A 19021-nucleotide genomic window follows, 5' to 3' on the forward strand; every position below is an offset into this window, starting at 1 on the left:
GCCACCGTCAGAACGCCGCGTCCGCCCGCCGGGAGGCATCGTGGGGCGGTGCTTCAGAGCGTCACTGCTGGTACGCGCCCGCGTCGGGCGCGCCGGCCACGAGCTTGCCGGCGGCGTCCCTGGCGTAGGTCTTGCCGCCGTACCACTTGTGGGTGAGGGACAGGCCGCGCCCCAGCGCCGGGGAGCCGGGCCGCAGGCGCAGGTCCGTGCGGGAGACGAACCTCGGGTCCGCCATGATCGACTTCGGCCCGAGCTTGAACTTGCTCGTGCGGCCCTGGTAGACGCTGCCGGCCTCGTCGGCGCCCGACCCGTCCTCCCAGCCGGCCTCGCCGCCGACGGCGATGACGTTGTTGCGGAGCTTGAGGATCGAGGGGGCGCAGCCGTCGTGGCAGGACCAGCCGACGGTGTCCTTGGCGGGCAGGTAGACCGAGTTGTGCACGGCCACCGTGCCCTTGACCGGGCCGACGATGTGGCCGGAGCCGCGGGTGATGAGGAAGGAGCCGCGGCTGCGGGAGGAGGTCACGACGTTGAAGGCGAAGACGTTGCCGGTGGCGGTCTTGCCCTTCTGGGCGCCGAGCTCGGTGAACGTCTCGTTGTCCCTGGAGACGTTGCGGGTGACCACGTTGCGGTCGCCGTTGAAGATCTCGACGGCGGCGCCGTCGGTGCCGTAGTCCTCGCTCTTGGCGAAGCTGCCGGTGATGGTGTTGCCGGTCACCACGTTGTCGTCGCCGTTGAGCAGCACGCCGAAGGCGCCGGAGTCGTCGTCGCCGCCCTTGTCGTTGACGCTCATCCGGTTGTTGTCGGTCAGGACGCTGTCGCGGATGATGTTGCGCGAGCCGGACGCCGTGACGAAGACACCGGCGATGTTGCGGTCGGCCTGCACGCCCGACAGCTGGTTGTCGTCGCCGTCGATCTGGAAGCCCGCCCAGCGGCAGCCGGAGGCCCGCAGGCCGCTGACCCGCCAGTGGTTGCCCGCGATCATCACGCAGTCGGCGTCGGTGCCGCCGCTGATCCTGGCGAGCGGGCCGGTGCCGTACGCCTTGACGGAGATGGGCCGGGCGGCGGTGCCCTTGGCGGCCAGGGTGAGGGTGCCGGTGAAGGCGCTGCCGCGCTTGACGGCGATGGTGTCGCCCGGCTTGAGGTCGGCGGCGTTGACCTTGTCGAGCGACTTCCACGCCGCGCTCGCGCTGGTGCCGGCCGCTGCGTCGTCACCCGCCTTCGAGTCGACGTAGTACGTCGTACCGGCCTGGGCCGAGGCCGCCGTGGCGGGGACGGCGGGCAGGAGCGAGGCCATGACGGCTACGGACAGCAACCTCATCGAGCACACCACTATCTAGTTGAAAGCGGAACCAGCAGAGGTACCGTAGCTGCTCACTCGCTGTAGCGCCACACTCCTTTTACCGCTCATGGCAAGCAATGGAAGAACTTGCGAAACAGGACGACAAGACGGGGACGTGAGATCTGCAACTTTCCGCAAGTTGCACTTGACCGGCCAAGGACGACCACGACATCCTTCACCGGAACATCACCCGACATCTCGGGCCATCCGGGGGAAGGACAGTCATGCTCGCCAATGACGACTGGTGGCGCGACGCCGTCGTGTATCAGGTGTACCCGCGGAGCTTCGCCGACGCCGACGGCGATGGCATGGGCGACCTCGAAGGCGTGCGCGCCCGTCTGGGCTACCTCGCCGACCTGGGCGTCGACGCCATCTGGCTGAGCCCCTTCTACACCTCCCCGATGGCCGACGGCGGCTACGACGTGGCCGACTACCGCGACGTGGACCCCATGTTCGGCACGCTCGCCGACTTCGACGCGCTCGTCGCCGAGGCCCACGACAAGGGCATCAGGGTCATCGTGGACCTGGTGCCGAACCACTCCTCCGACCAGCACCCGTGGTTCAAGGCCGGGCTGCGCGACCGCTACATCTTCCGCGACCGGCCCAACGACTGGGAGTCGATCTTCGGCGGGCCGGCGTGGACGCAGGTCGAGGACGGGCAGTGGTACCTCCACCTGTTCGCGCCGGAGCAGCCGGACCTCAACTGGGAGAACCCGGAGGTGCGCGCCGAGTTCCGCGACATCCTGCGCTTCTGGCTGGACCGGGGCGTGGACGGCTTCCGGGTGGACGTGGCGCACGGCATGATCAAGGCCGCGGGCCTGCCCGACGTGGGGCCGAAGGAGGGCCCGCAGGCCGAGATGCTGGGCGACGAGCAGCTGCCGTACTTCGACCAGGACGGCGTGCACGACATCTACCGCGAGTGGCGGCCGATCCTCGACTCCTACCCCGGCGGGCGGATGGCCGTGGCCGAGGCGTGGGTGTCCTCGCCCCAGCGGCTGGCCCGCTACGTGGGGCCGGACGAGCTGCACCAGGCGTTCAACTTCGAGTTCATGATGGCCGACTTCCACGCCAAGTCGTTCCGCGCGGTCATCGAGAAGTCGCTGAAGGAGGCCGAGCTGGTCGGCGCGCCCACCACGTGGGTGCTGTCCAACCACGACAAGCCCCGGCACGTCACCCGCCACGGCGGCCTCGCCCGCGCCCGGGCGGCCACGCTGCTCATGCTGGCCCTCCCCGGCTCGGCCTACCTCTACAACGGCGAGGAGCTGGGACTGCCCGAGGTCCTCGACCTGCCCGACGAGCTGCGCCAGGACCCGGCCTTCAAGCGCCGCGGCGAGAGCCGCGACGGCTGCCGGGTGCCGCTCCCCTGGACCACCGCCCCCGGCTGCGGCTGGCGGGATCCGTGGCTGCCGATCCCGCCGGAGTGGACGGGGCTGTCGGCCGAGGCCCAGGAGGACGACCCGGACTCCACGCTGAACCTCTACCGGGCCGCACTGAAGATCCGCAGGGAGCACCCGGCGCTCGGCGGCGGCACGCTCACGTGGCTCGACTCCCCCAAGGACGTGCTGGCCATCGAGCGCGACCCCGGCCTGGTGGTGGTGCTCAACACGGGCGAGGAGCCGGTGCGCCTGGACGCCGACCTGCGCACCGCGGGCCGGGTGCTGCTGTCCAGCGGCCCGCTGGCGGCCGACGGGTCGATCCCGCCGGACACCGCGGTCTGGGTCCAACGCTGACATTGGGGGAATCTTTCCTTTTACGCGACATATGGCTGTAGTCACTCTCGGTAGTGTCGGGGGGTGTCAGCCCTGTGGGCGAGGTCCCTACGGGGGCGCGTCACCCTCATCGCGACGGCCGTAGCCGCCCTCGTGCTGATCCCCATTGGCATCGTCGGCGTCATCGTGGGGCGGGCGCTGGTCGAGGGCAGCGTGTACCAGAGCACCCGTGACACCGCCGAGCGGATCGCGTACGAGATGCGCGGCGGCGCCCTGCCCATGGGCGCCGCCATCCCCGTGCCCAACCCCTCGGTGGATCTGATCCAGGTCGTCGGCCCCAACGGGCAGGTTCTCGCCAGCAGTGACGCCGCCAGGAACCTGCCGCCGCTCAGCGACGTGCTCCCCACTCCGGAGCATCGGGTCATCAGCACCACGAACTGCCTGCCCACCGAGTGCGTGCACCTGACGGCGGTCCGGGTGACGATGTTCGCCGACTCTCCCGTCGTCTACGCCGGCCGCCGCACTCCGGAGGTGCTGGAAGGGCGCACCGTCGAGGTGATCGTGTTCGCCGAGATCGCCGTGCTGATCGGGCTGACGGCATGGGCGACGTGGCTGGTCACGGGGAAGGCGCTGCGGCCGGTGGCGACCATGCGCACGGAGCTGGACGCGGTCCATGCCGGCGATCTGAGCAGCCGCGTCACCGAGCCGCCCGGCGAGGACGAGGTCGCGGAGCTGGCCAGGTCCATCAACGGCACGCTGGCCCGGCTGGAGCGCTCGGCCCAGCAGCAGCGCCAATTCGCCTCCGACGCCTCCCACGAGCTGCGCACGCCGATCGCCGGGCTGCGCGCCCAGCTGGAGAGCGCCCAGCTCTACCCGGACGACACCGACGTCGAGACGCTGGTGCGCAGCGCCCTGCGCGACACCGACCGGCTGGAGGCCATCATCACGGACCTGCTCCTGCTGGCCAGGATCGGCTCCCGGGTGGACGCGGCCAAGGAGCGGGTGGACCTGGCCGAACTGGTGCGCCAGGAGCTGTCCGTCCGCAGTGACAAGGTGCCCGTGCGGTCCGAACTGGCCGAGGGCGTGGTGGTCGACGGCGTACGGCTGCAACTGGCCAGGGTGCTGACGAACCTGCTGGACAACGCCCAGCGTCACGCCGAGACCTACGTCGACGTCACGGTGGGCAAGGAGGACGGCACCGCCGTGCTGTCGGTCGAGAACGACGGGGTCGAGATCGCCCCGGAGGACCGCGAGCGCATCTTCGAGCGCTTCACCCGTCTGGACGCCTCGCGCAGCCGCGACGCCGGCGGCACGGGCCTGGGCCTGGCCATCGCGCGGGACGTGGCGATGGCGCACCGCGGCCAGATCACGGTGGAGGACTGCCCGGGCGGCGCGAGATTCGTCCTCCGGCTTCCCGCCGTTTAGTCCCGTTTTATCGCTACATAGTGGATCATGGATGCATGACAGAAGAGGCGCCGCAGGGCGTAGATCCCCACATTCCGAACGCGGCGCGAATGTACGACTACTTCCTCGGCGGCAAGGACAACTTCAAGGCCGACCGGGACCTGGGCGACATGGTGCTGAGTGTGCTGCCCGAGGTGCGCGACGGCACGAGGGAGAACCGGGCGATGATCGGCCGCCTGGTGCGGTACCTGTGCGAGCAGGGCATCACGCAGTTCCTCGATCTCGGCTCCGGTCTGCCGGCACAGGAGAACGTGCACGAGGTGGCGCTCCGCCACGCCCCCGAGGCTCGCGTGGTCTACGTCGACAACGACCCGGTGGTGGCCGTGCACGGCCGGGCGCTGCTGGCCGACCCCGACCGAGTGGCGATGGTGCTGGCCGACATGCGCCGTCCGGAGGAGGTCCTGTCGGATCCGGAGGTGCGCGGGCTGCTGGACTTCGACCGGCCGGTGGCCGTCCTCATGATGTTCGTCCTGCACCTCGTCCCCGAGGAGGACGATCCGCAGCGGTTCGTGGCCGCCTATCGCGACGCGCTCGCGCCCGGCAGCTACCTGGCGATCTCGCACGTGACCAACGACGTGGCCACCGAGCGCGTGATGCAGGTCAGCGACTTCTACCGCAAGGCCAACGCGGCGTTCACGCCGAGGTCCGGCGGGGAGATCGGCGCCTTCTTCGGCGACTTCGAGCTCATCCCGCCGGGCCTGGTCAACGGTCCGGGGCCGCACGGGTGGCCGTTCGATCCCGACCACCCGTTGCCCATCGACGAGGACTTCGCCCGCATGGCGTACGCGGGCGTCGGCCGCAAGCCCTAGGCGCGCGCCATCTCCCGCTCCCCGGCCTCGGGGCGCTCCTCGCGCTCGTCCTCGTCGAGCAGCGTGGCCTCGTCGAACGGGGTGTGCCCGGCCAGCACCTGACCGGCGCGCTCCTTGTCGAACTCGCCCGTCCAGGTGCCGACGAGCACGGTGGCCACGGCGTTGCCGGCGAAGTTCGTCAGCGCCCTCGCCTCCGACATGAACCGGTCGATGCCGACGATGAAGCCCACGCCCTCGACCAGCTCGGGCCGGTGCGCCTGCAGGCCGCCGGCCAGCGTGGCCAGCCCCGCGCCGGTCACGCCCGCCGCGCCCTTGGAGGCGACCATCATGAACAGCAGCAGCGCCACCTGCTCACCGAACTCCAGCGGCGAGCCGGTCGCCGTGGCGATGAACAGCGTGGCCATGGTGAGGTAGATCGCGGTGCCGTCGAGGTTGAAGGAGTAGCCGGTCGGCACCGTGATGCCGGCCACGGTCCGGCTCACGCCCAGGTGCTCCATCTTGGCGATGAGCCGGGGCAGCGCCGTCTCCGACGACGAGGTGGACAGGATCAGCAGGAACTCGCGGCCCAGGTAGCGCAGCAGCGACCACAGGTTGATCCGGGCGACCAGCCACAGCATCGGGCCGAGCACCAGGCCGACGAAGAGCAGGCAGGTGATGTAGAAGGCGGCCATGATGATCGCCAGGCTCTTGAGCGCCTCGATGCCGGTGGATCCCACGACGGCGGCGATCGCGCCGAACGCGCCCACCGGCGTCACCCACATGATCATGGCGAGAATCCGGAACACGAGCCGCTGCAGGTGCTCCACGCCACGCAGGATCGGCGCGCCCTTGGCGCCCATGGCCTGCAGCGCGAACCCGGTCAGAAGTGCCACCAGCAGAGCCTGCAGCACCGATCCCGACGTCAGCGACGACACCAGCGTGTCGGGGATGACGCCGAGCAGGAAGTCGACCGTGCTGCCGCTCTCGGCGCTCTTGGCCGCCTCCACCTCGGCCGCCTGCCTGGCGGCGTCGGTGAGCTGGAGCCCCTCGCCCGGGTGGATGACGTTGCCCACCACCAGGCCGATGAGCAGCGCGACCGTGGACATCGCGATGAAGTAGCCGAGCGCCAGGCCGCCGACCTTGCCGACCTTGGCCGCCTGCCGGACCGAGCCGACGCCGAGCACGATGGTGCAGAAGATGATCGGGCCGATCACCATCTTGATGAGCGCGACGAATCCGGTGCCGAGCGGTTTGAGCTCCTTGCCCACGTCCGGCCAGATGAACCCGACGAGGATCCCGAGCAGGACCGCGGCGATGACGGCGAGGTAGAGATAGCGAGTGCGATCACGCATAGGGGGGTTCTCCAGCCATGTTGGAGTGAACGTCCGGTTGTGCGACTATGCGCTGCACACGTGACACAGGTCACCATTGAGTAAGTTACGTTCACGGAGTAGATAGCTATGCGGCGCTTGAGCCTGGCGGGACAGATGTTGGTCCTGCAGTTGCTCGTGGTGGCGGTGACGGCCGTCGGCGGCGCCGTGCTGGCCCTGGTGCAGGCGCGCGGCCTGCTCATTCACGAGGCCGCGAGCACGGCCACGGGCGTGGCGGTGACGGTGGCCAAGTCGCCCGACGTCCTGGAGGCCCTGGACGATCCGAACCCTACCGCGCGGCTGCAGCCGTACGCGGAGGGCGTCCGGGTGGCCACGGGCGTCGACTTCGTCACGATCATGAAGCCGGACGGCACCCGCTACACCCACCGGAACCCGGCCGAGATCGGCAAGAAGTTCCTGGGCAACACCGCGCGGGCGCTACGGGGCGAGACGTTCACCGAGACCTACACCGGCACGCTCGGCGCCTCCATGCGGGCTGTCACCCCCGTGGTCTCGGGCGGCCGGGTGGTGGCGCTGGTCAGCGCGGGCATCACCGTCGACAGGATCAGCGACCAGCTACGCAACCAGCTGGGGTGGGGCGGCCTGATCGTGGCGCTCGCCCTCGGCCTGGGCGCGGCCGGCACGTGGCTGGTCACCGCACGGCTGCGCCGCCAGACCCACGGGCTCGGTCCGGAGGAGCTGGGCCGCATCCACGACCACCACGACGCCGTCCTGCACGCCGTCAGGGAGGGGCTGCTGCTGGTCGGCAAGGACGGAACGCTGACGCTGTGTAACGACGCCGCCAGCCAGCTGCTCGCCCTTCCCGCCGACGCCGAGGGGAGGCACGTGGGCGAGCTCGGGCTCAGCGAGGTGCTGGCCGGCGGCGAGGAGCGGGTGCACCTGGTCGGCGACCGCGTCCTGGCGGTCAACAGCGCCACCAGCAGGCTCGGCACGGTCGTGACCGTGCGCGACCACACCGAGCTGCAGGCGCTGACCGGCCAGCTCGACGCCGAGCGCGGCTTCGCCGACACGCTGCGCGCGGCCGCGCACGAGGCCGCCAACCGGCTGCACACCGTGATCACGCTGGTGGAGCTGGGCCGCACCGAGCAGGCCGTCGCACTCGGCACCGCCGAGCTGCGCGCCGCGCAGGAGCTGACCGACCGGGTGGTGGGCGCGGTCCGCGAACCGGTGCTCGCGGCGCTGCTGCTCGGCAAGAGCGCCGAGGCCGCCGAGCGCGGGAGCGAGCTGGTGATCAGCCAGGACAGCGAGCTCGACGACCTGGGCCTCGACCCGCGGGAGCTGGTCACGATCGTGGGCAACCTCATCGACAACGCCATCGACGCGGCCACCCGCGTGGACGTGCACCTCAGCGCGGACGACGAGGAGGTCCTGATCAGGGTCGCCGACAACGGTCCCGGCCTGACCGACCCGGCGGCCTTCGACAAGGGCTGGACGACGAAGGGCGACGGGCACGGCCTGGGGCTGGCGCTGGTCGGGCAGTCGGTGCGGCGGCTGGGCGGCACCATCGACGTGACGGACTCGGTGTTCACCGTCCGGCTCCCGATCCCGCCGGCCCCGCGGCCCGCCGCAGGCCCGCAGCCCTCACCCGGCCCGCGCCACCGCCCCCAACCCCGCCAGGAGCCGCAGCCGGGGCCCTGGACAGGCGCGGAAGCGGGCGCGGAGGAGCTCCCCCGCCCCGCCCCCTGGCCCCGGAATGGACGCGGGCCGGACGCGGGGGCCCGGCCGGCGCCGGGGGCGGACGGGGAGCCGGGCTCCGGAACGGGGGCGGGGCGATGATCTCGGTACTGGTCGTCGAGGACGAGGAGATCACCGCCGAGGCCAACCGCATCTACGTCGAGCGGGTGCCCGGCTTCGAGGTGGCCGGCGTGGTCCGCTCCGGCGGCGAGGCGCTGCGCTTCCTGCGCAAACGGCCCGTGGACCTCATCCTGCTCGACCTGTACCTGCCAGACATGCACGGCCTGGAGGTGTGCCGGGCCGTCCGCGCCGGCGGCCTGATGTGCGACATCATCGCCGTCACCTCCGCCCGCGACCTGGCCATGGTCCGGTCGTCGGTGTCGCTCGGCATCTCCCAGTACCTTCTCAAGCCGTTCACGTATGCGACATTGCTCGAAAAGCTCACCCGTTACGCCCGGTTCAAAGAGGAAGCCGGGGTCGCCGTCGGCCAGGGCGACGTGGACCGGGTGCTCGGCACTCTCCGGGGCAGCTCGGAGCTGCCGAAAGGCATGTCCCAGGACACCCTGGACGCCGTTGCGGCCAAGCTGCGCGAGCGGCCCGAGGGCATGGCGGCACAGGCCGTGGCGGATGCGATCGGAGTGTCACGTGTGACGGCCCGCCGCTACCTGGAACACCTGGTAGAGCTGGGTGTGGCGGCCCGCATCCCCCAGTACGGCGGAGTGGGCCGGCCAGAGTTGCTCTACCGGATCCCCATGGAAAGTTAATGACGGTGACGCTGGCCGTTCAATCGAGCCCTCTAGCTTCTGGGTGCATTCCGAAGCTTTGAGGAGACATCTTGCGAGTCTTGGCCGTTGTTCCCGCCCGCGGAGGTTCGGCGGGCGTACCCCTGAAGAACCTCGCCCTGGTCGGGGGCGTCCCGCTGGTCACCCGCGCGGTGCGGGCCTGCCTGCGGGCCGAGCTCGTGGACCAGGTCGTGGTCAGCACCGACCACGCCGACATCGCCGAGACCGCCCGGCAGGCCGGCGCGCTCGTGGTCGACCGGCCCGAGGAGCTGAGCGGCGCCACCGCCTCCAGCGAGTCGGCGGTTCTGCACGCGCTCGACACGCTCGGCGAGGACCCCGAGGTCGTCGTGCTCGTGCAGTGCACCAGCGCGTTCATCGACCCCGAGGACCTGTCGGCCGCCGTGCGCAAGGTGCTCGACGGCGAGGCCGACTCGGTGGTCTCCGGCCTGCCCACCCACGAGTTCCTGTGGACGGCCGCCGGCGCCGGCGTCAACCACGACCCCGCCGTCCGCCAGCGCCGCCAGGACCGCGAGGCCCAGTTCCGCGAGAACGGCGCCTTCTACGTCATGCGCACCTCCGGGCTGCGCGAGCACGGCCACCGCTTCTTCGGCAAGACCGCCGTGCAGCCGGTGCCGCCGCAGCACGCCATCGAGGTCGACAACCCCGAGGACCTGGAGCTGGTGCGGGCGCTGGCGCCCTTCATCGACCGGCCGGAGCCGATCGACGTCGACTGCGTCATCACCGACTTCGACGGCGTGCACACCGACGACCGCGCCTACGTCGACTCCGAGGGCCGCGAGATGGTGCTGGTCAGCCGCTCGGACGGGATGGGCGTGTCGCTGCTGCGCCGCTCCGGCGTCAAGGTCCTCATCATGTCCACCGAGCACAACCCGGTCGTCGCCGCCCGCGCCCGCAAGCTGGGCGTGCCGGTGCTGCAGGGGCTGGCCGACAAGCGGACCGTGCTGCGCGACTGGCTGCGCATCGAGGGCCTGGACCCGGCCCGCGTGGCCTACATCGGCAACGACGTCAACGACCTGGGCCCGATGTCGGAGGTCGGCTGGCCCATCGCCACGCCCGACGCCCACCCCCGCGCGCGCGCCGCCGCCCGGGTGGTGCTGACCCGGCCCGGCGGGTCCGGGGCCGTGCGCGAGCTGTGCGACCGCGTCGTGGCCGCCCGGCCCGAGCCGCCGGTCACCGAGGCCAAGGTACGCCCCAGGCTGGGGCCGGTGGCGATCGGCGACGTGCTGGTCGGCGACGGCGAGCCCGTCTACGTGATCGGCGAGATCGGCATCAACCACAACGGCGACCTCGACATCGCCCGCAAGCTCATCGACGTGGCCGCCGACGCCGGCTGCCAGGCGGTCAAGTTCCAGAAGCGCACCCCGGCGATCTGCGTGCCCGAGGAGCAGAAGGGCCAGATCCGGCAGACGCCATGGGGCGAGATGACGTACCTGGAGTACAAGGAGCGGACCGAGTTCGGCCGCGACGAGTACCGCCAGATCGCGAAATACTGCGACGAGCGCGGCATCCACTGGTTCGCCTCGCCGTGGGACGTGCCCTCCATCGAGTTCCTGGAGGAGATGGACGTCCTGGTGCACAAGGTGGCCTCGGCGAGCGTCGCCGACCACGAGCTGCTGCGGGCCCTGGCCGCCACCGGCAAGCCGATCATCCTGTCGACCGGCATGTCGACGCTGTCGGAGATCGACGCGGCCGTGGACATCCTCGGCACCGATAGGCTGATCATGATGCACGCGACGTCCACGTACCCGCTGCCTCCGGAAGAGGCCAACCTGCGCACGATCACCACGCTCAAGGAGCGCTACGGCGTTCCGGTCGGCTACTCCGGCCACGAGCGCGGCCTGCAGATCTCGCTGGCCGCCGTCACGCTCGGCGCCGTGTGCGTGGAGCGGCACATCACGCTCGACCGGACCATGTGGGGCTCCGACCACGCCGCCTCGCTGGAGCCGTCCGGGCTCGAGCACCTGGTGCGCGACATCCGGATCATCGAGCAGGCCATGGGCGACGGCGTCAAGCGCGTCTTCCCCGGTGAGGAGGCGCCGAAGGCGCGCCTGCGCCGGGTGACCGTCTGACCGTCACCACCAGGAGAACGAACCATTGATCACGCTCTCGGTCGTCGTGCCGATTCGGGACGGCGAGCGCTTCATCGCCGACGCGCTCACCTCGCTCTGCCGTAACGCGCGGCACGACTTCGAGTTCATCGTCGTCAACGACGGGTCCGTGGACGCCACCGGGGACATCATCGACGACTTCCGCGCCGATCTCCCCGGGCTGACCGTGTTGCGCAACGCCAGCCCCGTGGGGCTGGCCGACGCGCGCAACACGGGCCTGGCGGCGGCGTCCGGCAAGTACGTGACGTTCATGGACGGCGACGACTGGCTCGCCCCCGGCTACCTGGCCCGGCTCGTCGCGGCCATCGACGGGCTCGGCTGCGACTTCGTCCGCGTCGACCACGTACAGGTCGAGGGCCGCAAGCGCGTCGTGCACCGAGCCCCTCTGGCGCGGAGGGGCGCGGTGCTCGACCCCCGTGACGCGATCCTGCCGGCCAACGTCCGGACGATGGTGGACTACCCGTACGCGTGGGCCGGGGTCTACCGGCGCTCGCTGGGGGATCTGCTGCACTTCCCCGGCTCGCTGCACACCGCCGAGGACCGACCGTGGATCTGGCGGCTGCACCGCGAGGCCGCCACGTTCGCCGCCGTGTCGCTGGCCGGGGTGTTCTACCGGCGCCAGGTGTCGGGGTCGCTCACCCAGGTCGGCGACGAGCGCCAGCTGCACTTCTTCGACGCCTTCGAGCTGGTGTTCAAGGACCTGGAGCCGAAGTTCATGCCGAAGGCGGTGCGCAACTTCTGCGCGCTGCTGGCCCACCACCTGGAGATCGCCGACCGGTTCACGCCCGCGCTGCGCGCCCGCTTCGAGGAGCGCGGCGCACAGATGGTGCGCTCGCTGCCGCTGGAGGTGGTGTCGGAGGCGGTGGCGCGGATGTCCGTCGAGCGGGAGACCACGCTGCGCGGCCTCGTGCCCGACCTGCCGCCCAGCTCGCACATCCGGGTCCGCCGCGACAAGGAGGAGTCATGACCTCCCCGGTCGGCGGCGCTGAGCCGGGCCTCGTTCCGTCCCCGGAGTCGCGACGCGGGGCCCGCACGCTCAAGGAGGTTCGATGAAGGTCTTCTACGCCTCGACCTTGTTCGGGGCGATGTCGCTGGCCGCCGCGATCGACGACGGCCGCTTCGGCGACGGGCGCCGCGTCCTGATCGTGTCGAACAACGCGGCCGTCCCCGAGGTGTCGATGCCGCTCGACAAGGCGCCCGGCTTCGCGGTGCTGCGCTCGCGCTTCGACGAGATCCACTCGTGGAACGACCTCATCGCGCCGCTCCACCCGTCGGACTGGAAGGCACGCGTCATCGAGGTGCCGATGATGGAGCGGCTGCTGCGCTCCCATTGGGGGCTGGACGGCGTCGAGGAGCTGGTGCTGGAGTCGATCGCGGTGGCGCCGGCGCGGACGATCGCGGGGCTGGTGCGCGACTGCCCGATCACGGTCTACTCCGACGGGCTGATGAGCTACGGCCCGACCCGCGACCCGCTGCCGGCCGAGATCTTCCGCCGCATCGGCCGGCTCATCCACCTCGACCTGGTACCCGGTCTGACGCCGCTGCTGCTCAGCGAGTACGGCGTCGCGCCCGAGATCCTGCCCGGCGAGCGCTTCCTGTCGATCGTCGCCGAGGTGACCTCCACCGCCCCCGACATGCTGGCCGGTCAGGCCGTCATCCTCGGCCAGTACCTGTCGGCGTTGGAGATCGTCACGGCCGAGGAGGAGGCGGAGCTGCACGAGACCATGCTCAAGGCGCTGGTCGCGCGCGGCTACACCAACGTCGTGTTCAAGCCGCACCCGGCCGCCGGGCGCCGTCACGCCCAGCTCATGCGGGCCGCGGCCGAGCCCCTGGGGGTGCGGCTGTCGGTGGCCGGGGAGAACGTGCCGGCCGAGGTGTGCTTCGCCGCGCTGCGGCCCGAGCTGGTGGTCGGATGCTTCTCCACCGGGCTGATGACCGCCCAGCGGTATTTCGGGCTCCAGGTGGCCTCGTACGGCACGCGGCTGGTGCTCGACCGGCTCGCGCCGTACGAGAACAGCAACCGGATCCCGGTCACGATCGTGGACGCGCTGCTGCCCCGGTTGTCGGCGGACGGGCGCATCGACCCGCCGCCGGCCGTGGACCTGCAGGCGCTGGTGCGCGCGGTCGGCTACTGCATGCAGGCCGAGACCTATCCCGACCTGCGGCCGGCGAGCATCGAGTTCGACGCGCGCTACTTCAAGCGCAAGCGCCTGGAGACCCTGGGCCTGGTGCCCAAGCCCACCGCGCTGACCCGGCTGCGCCGCAAGATCAGGTCGGCCATCTAGCCGCACCCGCCGATCGGGGCTCTCGGCTTCTCCCGAGGGCCCCGATCGGCGTGCGGGGCACATGGGCGTCGCCACCGCCCGCTGTGTGAGCCGTCAGACCATCCGCTCGACCCGGACGACGTCCCGCCGCTCGGACGAGCCACGCGGCCGGCCCGCCCACCCTGCGGACGCGCACCCGCGAACCTGGGCCGACGGCTGTGCCCCGGCGGCGACCAGCGCGGCTGTCCGCTCGGACGGGCCGGCCCGCGGCTCGTTCGTCCGGGCCGGTGTCTGGCTCGCTGAGGCGAGTCTCCTCGCCGCCCGCCGGCCCGGCGCGATGTCCCAACCCACGACCCCTGTCCGTGTCCCGCACGGTCTCCGGGGCGCGCCTCACCCCTCTCCCGGGGAGGGACCTCCACGGAGGGCGAGCGGAATGCGGCACGGCGGCCGGCCGCCGCACGCCGGCGTGCGGGTGGGCGGGGATCAGGTGAGGGCTTTGAGGTAGCGGCGCATGCGGCGCTTGGCCCTGTAGCCGGCCTGCAGCATCGTCGGCGGCACCTCCACCCGCAGCCGGGCCCGGCGCCGCGCGGCCGCGTGCTCGGGCCCGTCGAGCAGCGACTTGGCGGGCACCCGGGGCCGGGAGATCACCAGCCCGGTCAGCAGCCCCGCCCAGTCGTTCCGCTCCACCGGGTGGAAGTAGTTGGCCGCGCACCACACCGCCGAAGCCGTGCGGAAGTCGCCCTCGGCCAGCTCCTCGATCGTGCCGAGCAGGTCGCTGCCCTCGAACACCAGGTTGATCATCTCGGCGCTCACGCCGAAGTCGCTCAGCACCAGCGACGGCACGTCGAGCGCGATGGCCTCCAGCGCCGCCGTCGAGCTGACCGTGACGAACCCGGCCGCCCGCGTCAGCTGGTCGTGCATCGACCCCGCCGCGAACGTCAGCCGCCCCGGCTCCCCCATCTCCCGCCACAGCCGCTGGTAGTGGTGGCGCTCGTTGTGGGTCTGCCGCTCGTCCTCCAGCGCCCGCAGCTTGACCACCACGTCGAGGTCCGGCCGCCGCCCGGCGAGCTCGGCCAGCGCCCGCAGGATCGCCTCGCGCTCCTCCCGCTCGCGCGGCACCTTGGCCTGGGTGGCGAAGACGACCCGGTTCCCGCCCCGGGAGGCGGCCTCGAAGCGCAGGAACGGCAGCCTCGCCAGGCCCACCGCCCCTCCCCCGCCGAGCCGGCGGGCGATCATGGAGAACTCCTCCACCTCGCGCTCGCTGTGCACCACGAACAGATCACAGCCGCTGCGGAACAGCCACGCCTTCTCGGTCGCGGGCACCGAGATGCCCGGCAGCCCGCTCACGAACACCGGCCGCGGCCGCAGATCGCCCAGCACCTCGGCCACCAGCACGTCCACGACCGGGCCCGTGCAGGCCACGAGGATCACGTCGGGCTGCATGCGCTCGGCCGTGCGCCGTACCGACCGGGCCGACAGCACCGGCGGCGCCTCACGCCCGCCGACGCGCCCACTCACTGCGGCGGCGATCTGCTCGGGCGAGGGCGCGATCGGCGTGCGCACCACGACCAGATCCGTCACGCAGCCCTCGGGCAGATCGGCCAGCAGGCAGGCCGCCCACTTCAGGTACGAGTCGGAGTCGGCGACCGCCAACACTTTCAACCGGACACTCCAGTCAGATGCGAGCGAAGGGCGGGAGCCGCCCTGCTGGTCCACCAGTCATCAGGAACGTCCACGGGTTCGACGGCGACGCCGCGCGGGCTGAGCAGCACCCGCAGCGAGGTGATCGCGGTCGAGGGGAGGCTGAGCACGCGCTGGCTCGGGTCCAGGCCGCGCAGCGTCAGCTCGGCGGGGACGCCGGCGTCGTGGACGGTGATGCCGGGGCGCTCCCGGATCAGCGCCACGTCCACGGGGTCCTCGCGGCGGTGGGGGTAGTAGGCGACCGGCTCCTTCGAGGCCAGGTCGGTCAGCCACGTCAGGTAGCGGTCGCGGTGGACCAGGCCGTTCCTGACCAGCGAGGTGCCCAGAACGACGGTGCGCTCGGCGGGGCCCTCGGCGCTGGGCGGCTGGGCGCGCAGCCAGGCGAAGTCGTGGCGGACGAGGTGGACGCCGGCGCGGCGGACGGCCTCCTCCAGCTTCTCGTCCACGTCGAGCGCGGTGAAGACGGAGACGTTGCTCAGACGCAGCCGCAGCGCGGCCGCCAGGCCGAGCGCGGCCCGCAGCTTGGTGGGCTGCGCGCGGGCCCGCAGCAGCGGCCGGAACGGCCCCGCCGCAAGCAGCTCGAGCAGCCGGATCGTGGCCAGCCCGTCGTCGACGATGACGATGCGGCCGGGGTTGGAGATCAGCCAGCGCAACTGCACCTTGCCGGAGAAGGCGTCGCCCACGGCCTGCACCCGGCGGGGCATGCGCTCGCGCGGCTCGGCCAGCTCCAGGCCGTCGGGCAGCCCGAGGGAGCGCAGTTCCCTGCGCGTGGCCTTCAGCGGCCGCAGGCCCGCTCGCGGTACTACGGCCGTCGCGGGCCCCAGGAGCCCGGCGTGGTGGGCCTCGACGGCGCACAGCATCTGGAGCGGGGACTCCACCCAGGCCGACGCCTGTTCGACCACTCGTTGCCCTCCCAGCCGGGTGATGGCCCGTTCATGACCGCTCTAAGTTAGCCCTGCCGCCTTAAGCCGCCTGGAACGCAACGTGAACAATGGAGGCTATGAACTCGCTCATGCTCAACACCGACGGCGTGCAGATCCCGCAGCTCGGGTTCGGCGTCTGGCAGATCCCGAACGACCAGGCCGAGCAGGCCGTGCGGACCGCCTTCGAGGTCGGCTACCGGCACATCGACACCGCCGCCGCGTACGGCAACGAGGAGGGCGTGGGCCGCGCCGTGCGCTCCGCCGGGCTGCCGCGCGAGAAGGTGTTCGTCACCACCAAGCTGTGGAACGGCGACCACGGCCGCGCCGAGCAGGCCTTCGACGAGAGCCTGGCCCGGCTCGGGCTCGACTACGTCGACCTGTTCCTCATCCACTGGCCGGTCCCCAGGCAGGACAAGTACGTGCAGGCCTGGAAGGCCCTCGAGAAGATCTACCGTGACGGGCGGGCCAAGGCCATCGGGACCTCCAACTTCACCGTGCAGACCCTCACCCGGCTGATGGACGAGACCGACATCACGCCCTCCATCAACCAGATCGAGCTCCACCCCTACCTCCAGCAGCGCGAGATGCGGGCCTTCCACGAGGCCAACGGCATCCTGACCGAGGCGTGGAGCCCGCTCGGCCAGGGCAAGGGCCTGCTGGACGACCCGGCGCTGCGCGTGCTGTCCGACAAGTACGGCAAGACGCCCGCCCAGATCGTGCTCCGCTGGCACCTGCAGCTCGGCAACGTCGTCATCCCCAAGTCCGCGACCCCCTCGCGGATCGCCGAGAACTTCAAGGTGTTCGACTTCATCCTCGACACCGAGGACATGGCCGCGATCGGCGCCCTCAACCAGGGCAAGCGCATCGGACCCGACCCCGACACCTTCAACATGACCTGATACCTCTACGATCTCGCCTTGTGCGAGATTTTGCGTGGGGCATAGCGGCGACCGGCGGCATCGCGAGGACTGTGGGGGCGGCCATCGCGGCCGAGCCCGGCATGCGGGTGGCCGCCGTCGGCTCCAGGAGCCTGGGCCGTGCCCAGGCCCTGGCCGCGACGCTGGGCGCGGAGTCGGCCTACGACTCCTACGAGCGGTTGTGTGCCGACCCGGCCGTGGACGCGATCTACGTCGCCACCCCGCACGCCCAGCACCTGCAGGTCGCCGAGGCCGCCATCGCCGCCGGCAAGGCCGTGCTGTGCGAGAAGCCCCTCGCCGCCACCGTGGACGACGCCGAGAAGATGGTGCGGCTGGCCCGCGAGGCCGGGGTCTTCCTGATGGAGGCCATGTGGATGCGCTTCAACCCGCTCATCCAGAAGATCGCCTCCGACGAGCGCTTCGGCGAGATCCGCTCGGTGCAGGCCTCCTTCGGCTTCGCCCACCCCTACGACCCCGCACACCGGCTCTGGGCGCCGGAGCTGGGCGGCGGCGCGCTGCTCGACCTGGGGATCTACCCGTTCGGGCTGGCCCAGCTGCTCCTGGGCATGCCCGCCGAGCTGCACGTCACCGGCTCGCTGGCGCCCAACGGGGTGGACGCGGAGGCCGCCGGGATGCTGCGCTACCCCGGCGGCCGGCACGCTCTCGTGGCGACCTCATTGCTCGGGAATTACCCGAACAGCGCCACCGTTGTCGGTACGCGGATGCGGGCGGACATCCAGGCGCCGTTCTGGGCCCCCCAGCGGATCCTCCTCACCGGGTTCTCCATGGAGCCGGAGGAGCACGTGCTCGATCCGGCGGACAACGGATACGCCGGGGAGCTCCGCGAGGTCCGCGCCGCCGTGGCCGAGGGCAGGACCGAAAGTTCGATCATGCCTCTTGACGAGTCCCTTGCCATGATGGGGCTTCTGGCCGACGCTCGCGGGCAACTCTCCTGACTGGGGATTTATGTATTTGTAATCCCCTTGCCTCATGTATTACCTTATGAGCCATCTCGTGGCATACGTCCGGTTTGTCCGGCTATGTCTGACCATCGCTAGATAGATCACAGGACGTCCTGTGACCGCTGAATCCGCCTTGCGCGGAACCGGGGACCCATGTCCTTTGGGGCGAATCGGCACTTCGGTGCCGTAGGGCAGCTTCCACGCCCGAGCCCGTCAGCTAACCCGGTAAGCGGCATGGAAGCAAGGAGTAAACCCCCTCGATGGCCAAGTTCCGCATTACCGCTGCCCCGAAGATCAACATCGCCCGCGCCGCCCTCGGCGCCACCATCCTGGCCTCCGCCTTCACAGCCCACGCCACGTCCACCGCCGTGGCGGCGTCGGACAGGCAGCCGGTCGCCACCGCAGCCGACCAGATCGGCGCGACCGCCCCCAAGAGCAACGAGACCAAGATCAACGTCACCGCCGACCAGGTGCTGGCCCTGGCGAGGTCCCAGGTCGGCGTCGCCGAGAACGCCGCCGGCGGCGGCACCCCGTACCAGCAGTGGTACGCCTACTCGCAGCGTGCCGCCGAGACCATCGCCCGCGACGGCGGCAACCGCGCCGCCTACCTGAACGCCCCCTGGTGCGCGATGTTCATCTCCTGGATCGGCGAGAAGACCGGCGCCCGCCCGCAGCTCGGCTGGGACGCCTACACCGTCACCTACGCCAAGTGGTTCCGGGCGAACAGCCGCTTCGGCACCTCCGCCAAGCCCGGCGCCGTCGTGTTCTTCGCCTGGAGCGGCAGCAAGGACCTCGACGACATCAACCACGTCGGCCTGGTGGTCAAGGACAACGGAGACGGCACCATCTCCACCATCGAGGGCAACACCGGCAACGGCAAGGTCGAGGAGCGTGTCCGGCCGAAGTGGCAGGTCGTCGGCTACGGCTACCCCGAGTACGCCGTCTGACCCCCGCACGACAGGGCATGGGCGCGCGCCC

General features: G+C 71.2%; 15 protein-coding genes and 1 riboswitch. Of the genes, 11 read left to right on the plus strand and 4 right to left on the minus strand.

Annotation, left to right across the window (positions count from 1 at the left end; genetic code table 11):
* Positions 1-61: 61 nt before the first annotated feature.
* Entirely contained in the window at positions 62-1318 is a 1257-nt protein-coding gene (locus ID574_RS00250; protein WP_223166230.1) for a NosD domain-containing protein, read from the minus strand.
* Between the two features lie 245 nt (positions 1319-1563).
* Between ID574_RS00250 and ID574_RS00255 the strand changes: the two genes are divergently transcribed.
* The 3 genes from ID574_RS00255 (at position 1564) to ID574_RS00265 (ending at position 5321) form a co-directional block, all read left to right on the plus strand.
* Positions 1564-3069, plus strand: coding sequence for a glycoside hydrolase family 13 protein (locus ID574_RS00255; RefSeq protein WP_188186701.1), 1506 nt, complete (start codon positions 1564-1566; stop codon positions 3067-3069).
* A 63-nt stretch (positions 3070-3132) separates the two neighbouring features.
* Positions 3133-4473, plus strand: coding sequence for a sensor histidine kinase (locus tag ID574_RS00260; RefSeq protein WP_223166231.1), 1341 nt, complete (start codon positions 3133-3135; stop codon positions 4471-4473).
* A gap of 35 nt (positions 4474-4508) precedes the next feature.
* A complete protein-coding gene (locus tag ID574_RS00265; protein WP_188186702.1) occupies positions 4509-5321 on the plus strand; it encodes an SAM-dependent methyltransferase in 813 nt (270 codons plus the stop codon).
* On the opposite strand, the gene ID574_RS00270 is transcribed toward ID574_RS00265, so the two are convergent.
* Positions 5318-6652 (minus strand): cation:dicarboxylate symporter family transporter, encoded by a 1335-nt coding sequence (locus ID574_RS00270; protein WP_188186703.1) that lies wholly within the window; start codon positions 6650-6652, stop codon positions 5318-5320. The two genes, ID574_RS00265 and ID574_RS00270, sit on opposite strands and share 4 nt — an antisense overlap.
* A 108-nt stretch (positions 6653-6760) precedes the next feature.
* On the opposite strand from ID574_RS00270, the gene ID574_RS00275 reads away from it, so the two are divergent.
* The 5 genes from ID574_RS00275 to ID574_RS00295 all read left to right on the plus strand — a co-directional run bounded on the left by ID574_RS00275 (position 6761) and on the right by ID574_RS00295 (position 13561).
* Positions 6761-8467, plus strand: a complete 1707-nt coding sequence (locus ID574_RS00275; protein ID WP_223166232.1) for an ATP-binding protein — start codon at positions 6761-6763, stop codon at positions 8465-8467.
* Positions 8464-9129: a response regulator gene (locus ID574_RS00280; RefSeq protein ID WP_188186704.1), complete on the plus strand. Its 666-nt coding sequence runs from the start codon at positions 8464-8466 to the stop codon at positions 9127-9129. The genes ID574_RS00275 and ID574_RS00280 overlap by 4 nt, the downstream gene beginning before the upstream one ends.
* 71 nt (positions 9130-9200) lie before the next feature.
* Positions 9201-11237: an N-acetylneuraminate synthase family protein gene (locus ID574_RS00285; RefSeq protein ID WP_188186705.1), complete on the plus strand. Its 2037-nt coding sequence runs from the start codon at positions 9201-9203 to the stop codon at positions 11235-11237.
* 25 nt (positions 11238-11262) lie between these two features.
* A complete protein-coding gene (locus tag ID574_RS00290) occupies positions 11263-12243 on the plus strand; it encodes a glycosyltransferase family 2 protein (RefSeq protein ID WP_188186706.1) in 981 nt (326 codons plus the stop codon).
* Between the two features lie 82 nt (positions 12244-12325).
* Positions 12326-13561 (plus strand): polysialyltransferase family glycosyltransferase, encoded by a 1236-nt coding sequence (locus ID574_RS00295; RefSeq protein WP_188186707.1) that lies wholly within the window; start codon positions 12326-12328, stop codon positions 13559-13561.
* Between the two features lie 462 nt (positions 13562-14023).
* Here the strand turns inward: ID574_RS00295 and ID574_RS00300 are convergent, their stop codons facing one another.
* Positions 14024-15196, minus strand: coding sequence for a DUF6716 putative glycosyltransferase (locus ID574_RS00300; RefSeq protein WP_223166248.1), 1173 nt, complete (start codon positions 15194-15196; stop codon positions 14024-14026).
* 2 nt (positions 15197-15198) lie between these two features.
* Positions 15199-16143 carry a hypothetical protein gene (locus ID574_RS00305; RefSeq protein ID WP_188186709.1) on the minus strand — a complete coding sequence of 315 codons (945 nt, stop codon included), beginning with the start codon at positions 16141-16143 and terminating at the stop codon, positions 15199-15201.
* Positions 16144-16241: 98 nt separating this feature from the next.
* Here ID574_RS00305 and ID574_RS00310 point away from each other — a divergent pair, with 98 nt between their 5' ends.
* From ID574_RS00310 to ID574_RS00320, 3 genes are all read left to right on the plus strand, one after another.
* Positions 16242-17063, plus strand: a complete 822-nt coding sequence (locus tag ID574_RS00310; RefSeq protein ID WP_223166233.1) for an aldo/keto reductase — start codon at positions 16242-16244, stop codon at positions 17061-17063.
* A 20-nt stretch (positions 17064-17083) separates the two neighbouring features.
* Positions 17084-18037 carry a Gfo/Idh/MocA family protein gene (locus ID574_RS00315; protein ID WP_223166234.1) on the plus strand — a complete coding sequence of 318 codons (954 nt, stop codon included), beginning with the start codon at positions 17084-17086 and terminating at the stop codon, positions 18035-18037.
* A 116-nt stretch (positions 18038-18153) separates the two neighbouring features.
* Positions 18154-18290, plus strand: a riboswitch (cyclic di-AMP (ydaO/yuaA leader).
* 13 nt (positions 18291-18303) lie between these two features.
* A complete protein-coding gene (locus tag ID574_RS00320; protein ID WP_188186711.1) occupies positions 18304-18990 on the plus strand; it encodes a CHAP domain-containing protein in 687 nt (228 codons plus the stop codon).
* Positions 18991-19021: the final 31 nt, after the last annotated feature.

The sequence above is a fragment of the Nonomuraea sp. SYSU D8015 genome (assembly GCF_008065375.1).
Taxonomy (GTDB): domain Bacteria; phylum Actinomycetota; class Actinomycetes; order Streptosporangiales; family Streptosporangiaceae; genus Nonomuraea.

Excerpts from the sequence above, each read along its gene's own strand:
- ID574_RS00250 (WP_223166230.1), bottom strand. The coding sequence starts at position 1,318 with ATGAGGTTGCTGTCCGTAGCCGTCATGGCCTCGCTCCTGCCCGCCGTC.
- ID574_RS00255 (WP_188186701.1), top strand. The coding sequence starts at position 1,564 with ATGCTCGCCAATGACGACTGGTGGCGCGACGCCGTCGTGTATCAGGTG.
- ID574_RS00265 (WP_188186702.1), top strand. The coding sequence starts at position 4,509 with ATGACAGAAGAGGCGCCGCAGGGCGTAGATCCCCACATTCCGAACGCG.
- ID574_RS00270 (WP_188186703.1), bottom strand. The coding sequence starts at position 6,652 with ATGCGTGATCGCACTCGCTATCTCTACCTCGCCGTCATCGCCGCGGTC.
- ID574_RS00275 (WP_223166232.1), top strand. The coding sequence starts at position 6,761 with ATGCGGCGCTTGAGCCTGGCGGGACAGATGTTGGTCCTGCAGTTGCTC.
- ID574_RS00280 (WP_188186704.1), top strand. The coding sequence starts at position 8,464 with ATGATCTCGGTACTGGTCGTCGAGGACGAGGAGATCACCGCCGAGGCC.
- ID574_RS00295 (WP_188186707.1), top strand. The coding sequence starts at position 12,326 with ATGAAGGTCTTCTACGCCTCGACCTTGTTCGGGGCGATGTCGCTGGCC.
- ID574_RS00310 (WP_223166233.1), top strand. The coding sequence starts at position 16,242 with ATGAACTCGCTCATGCTCAACACCGACGGCGTGCAGATCCCGCAGCTC.
- ID574_RS00320 (WP_188186711.1), top strand. The coding sequence starts at position 18,304 with ATGGCCAAGTTCCGCATTACCGCTGCCCCGAAGATCAACATCGCCCGC.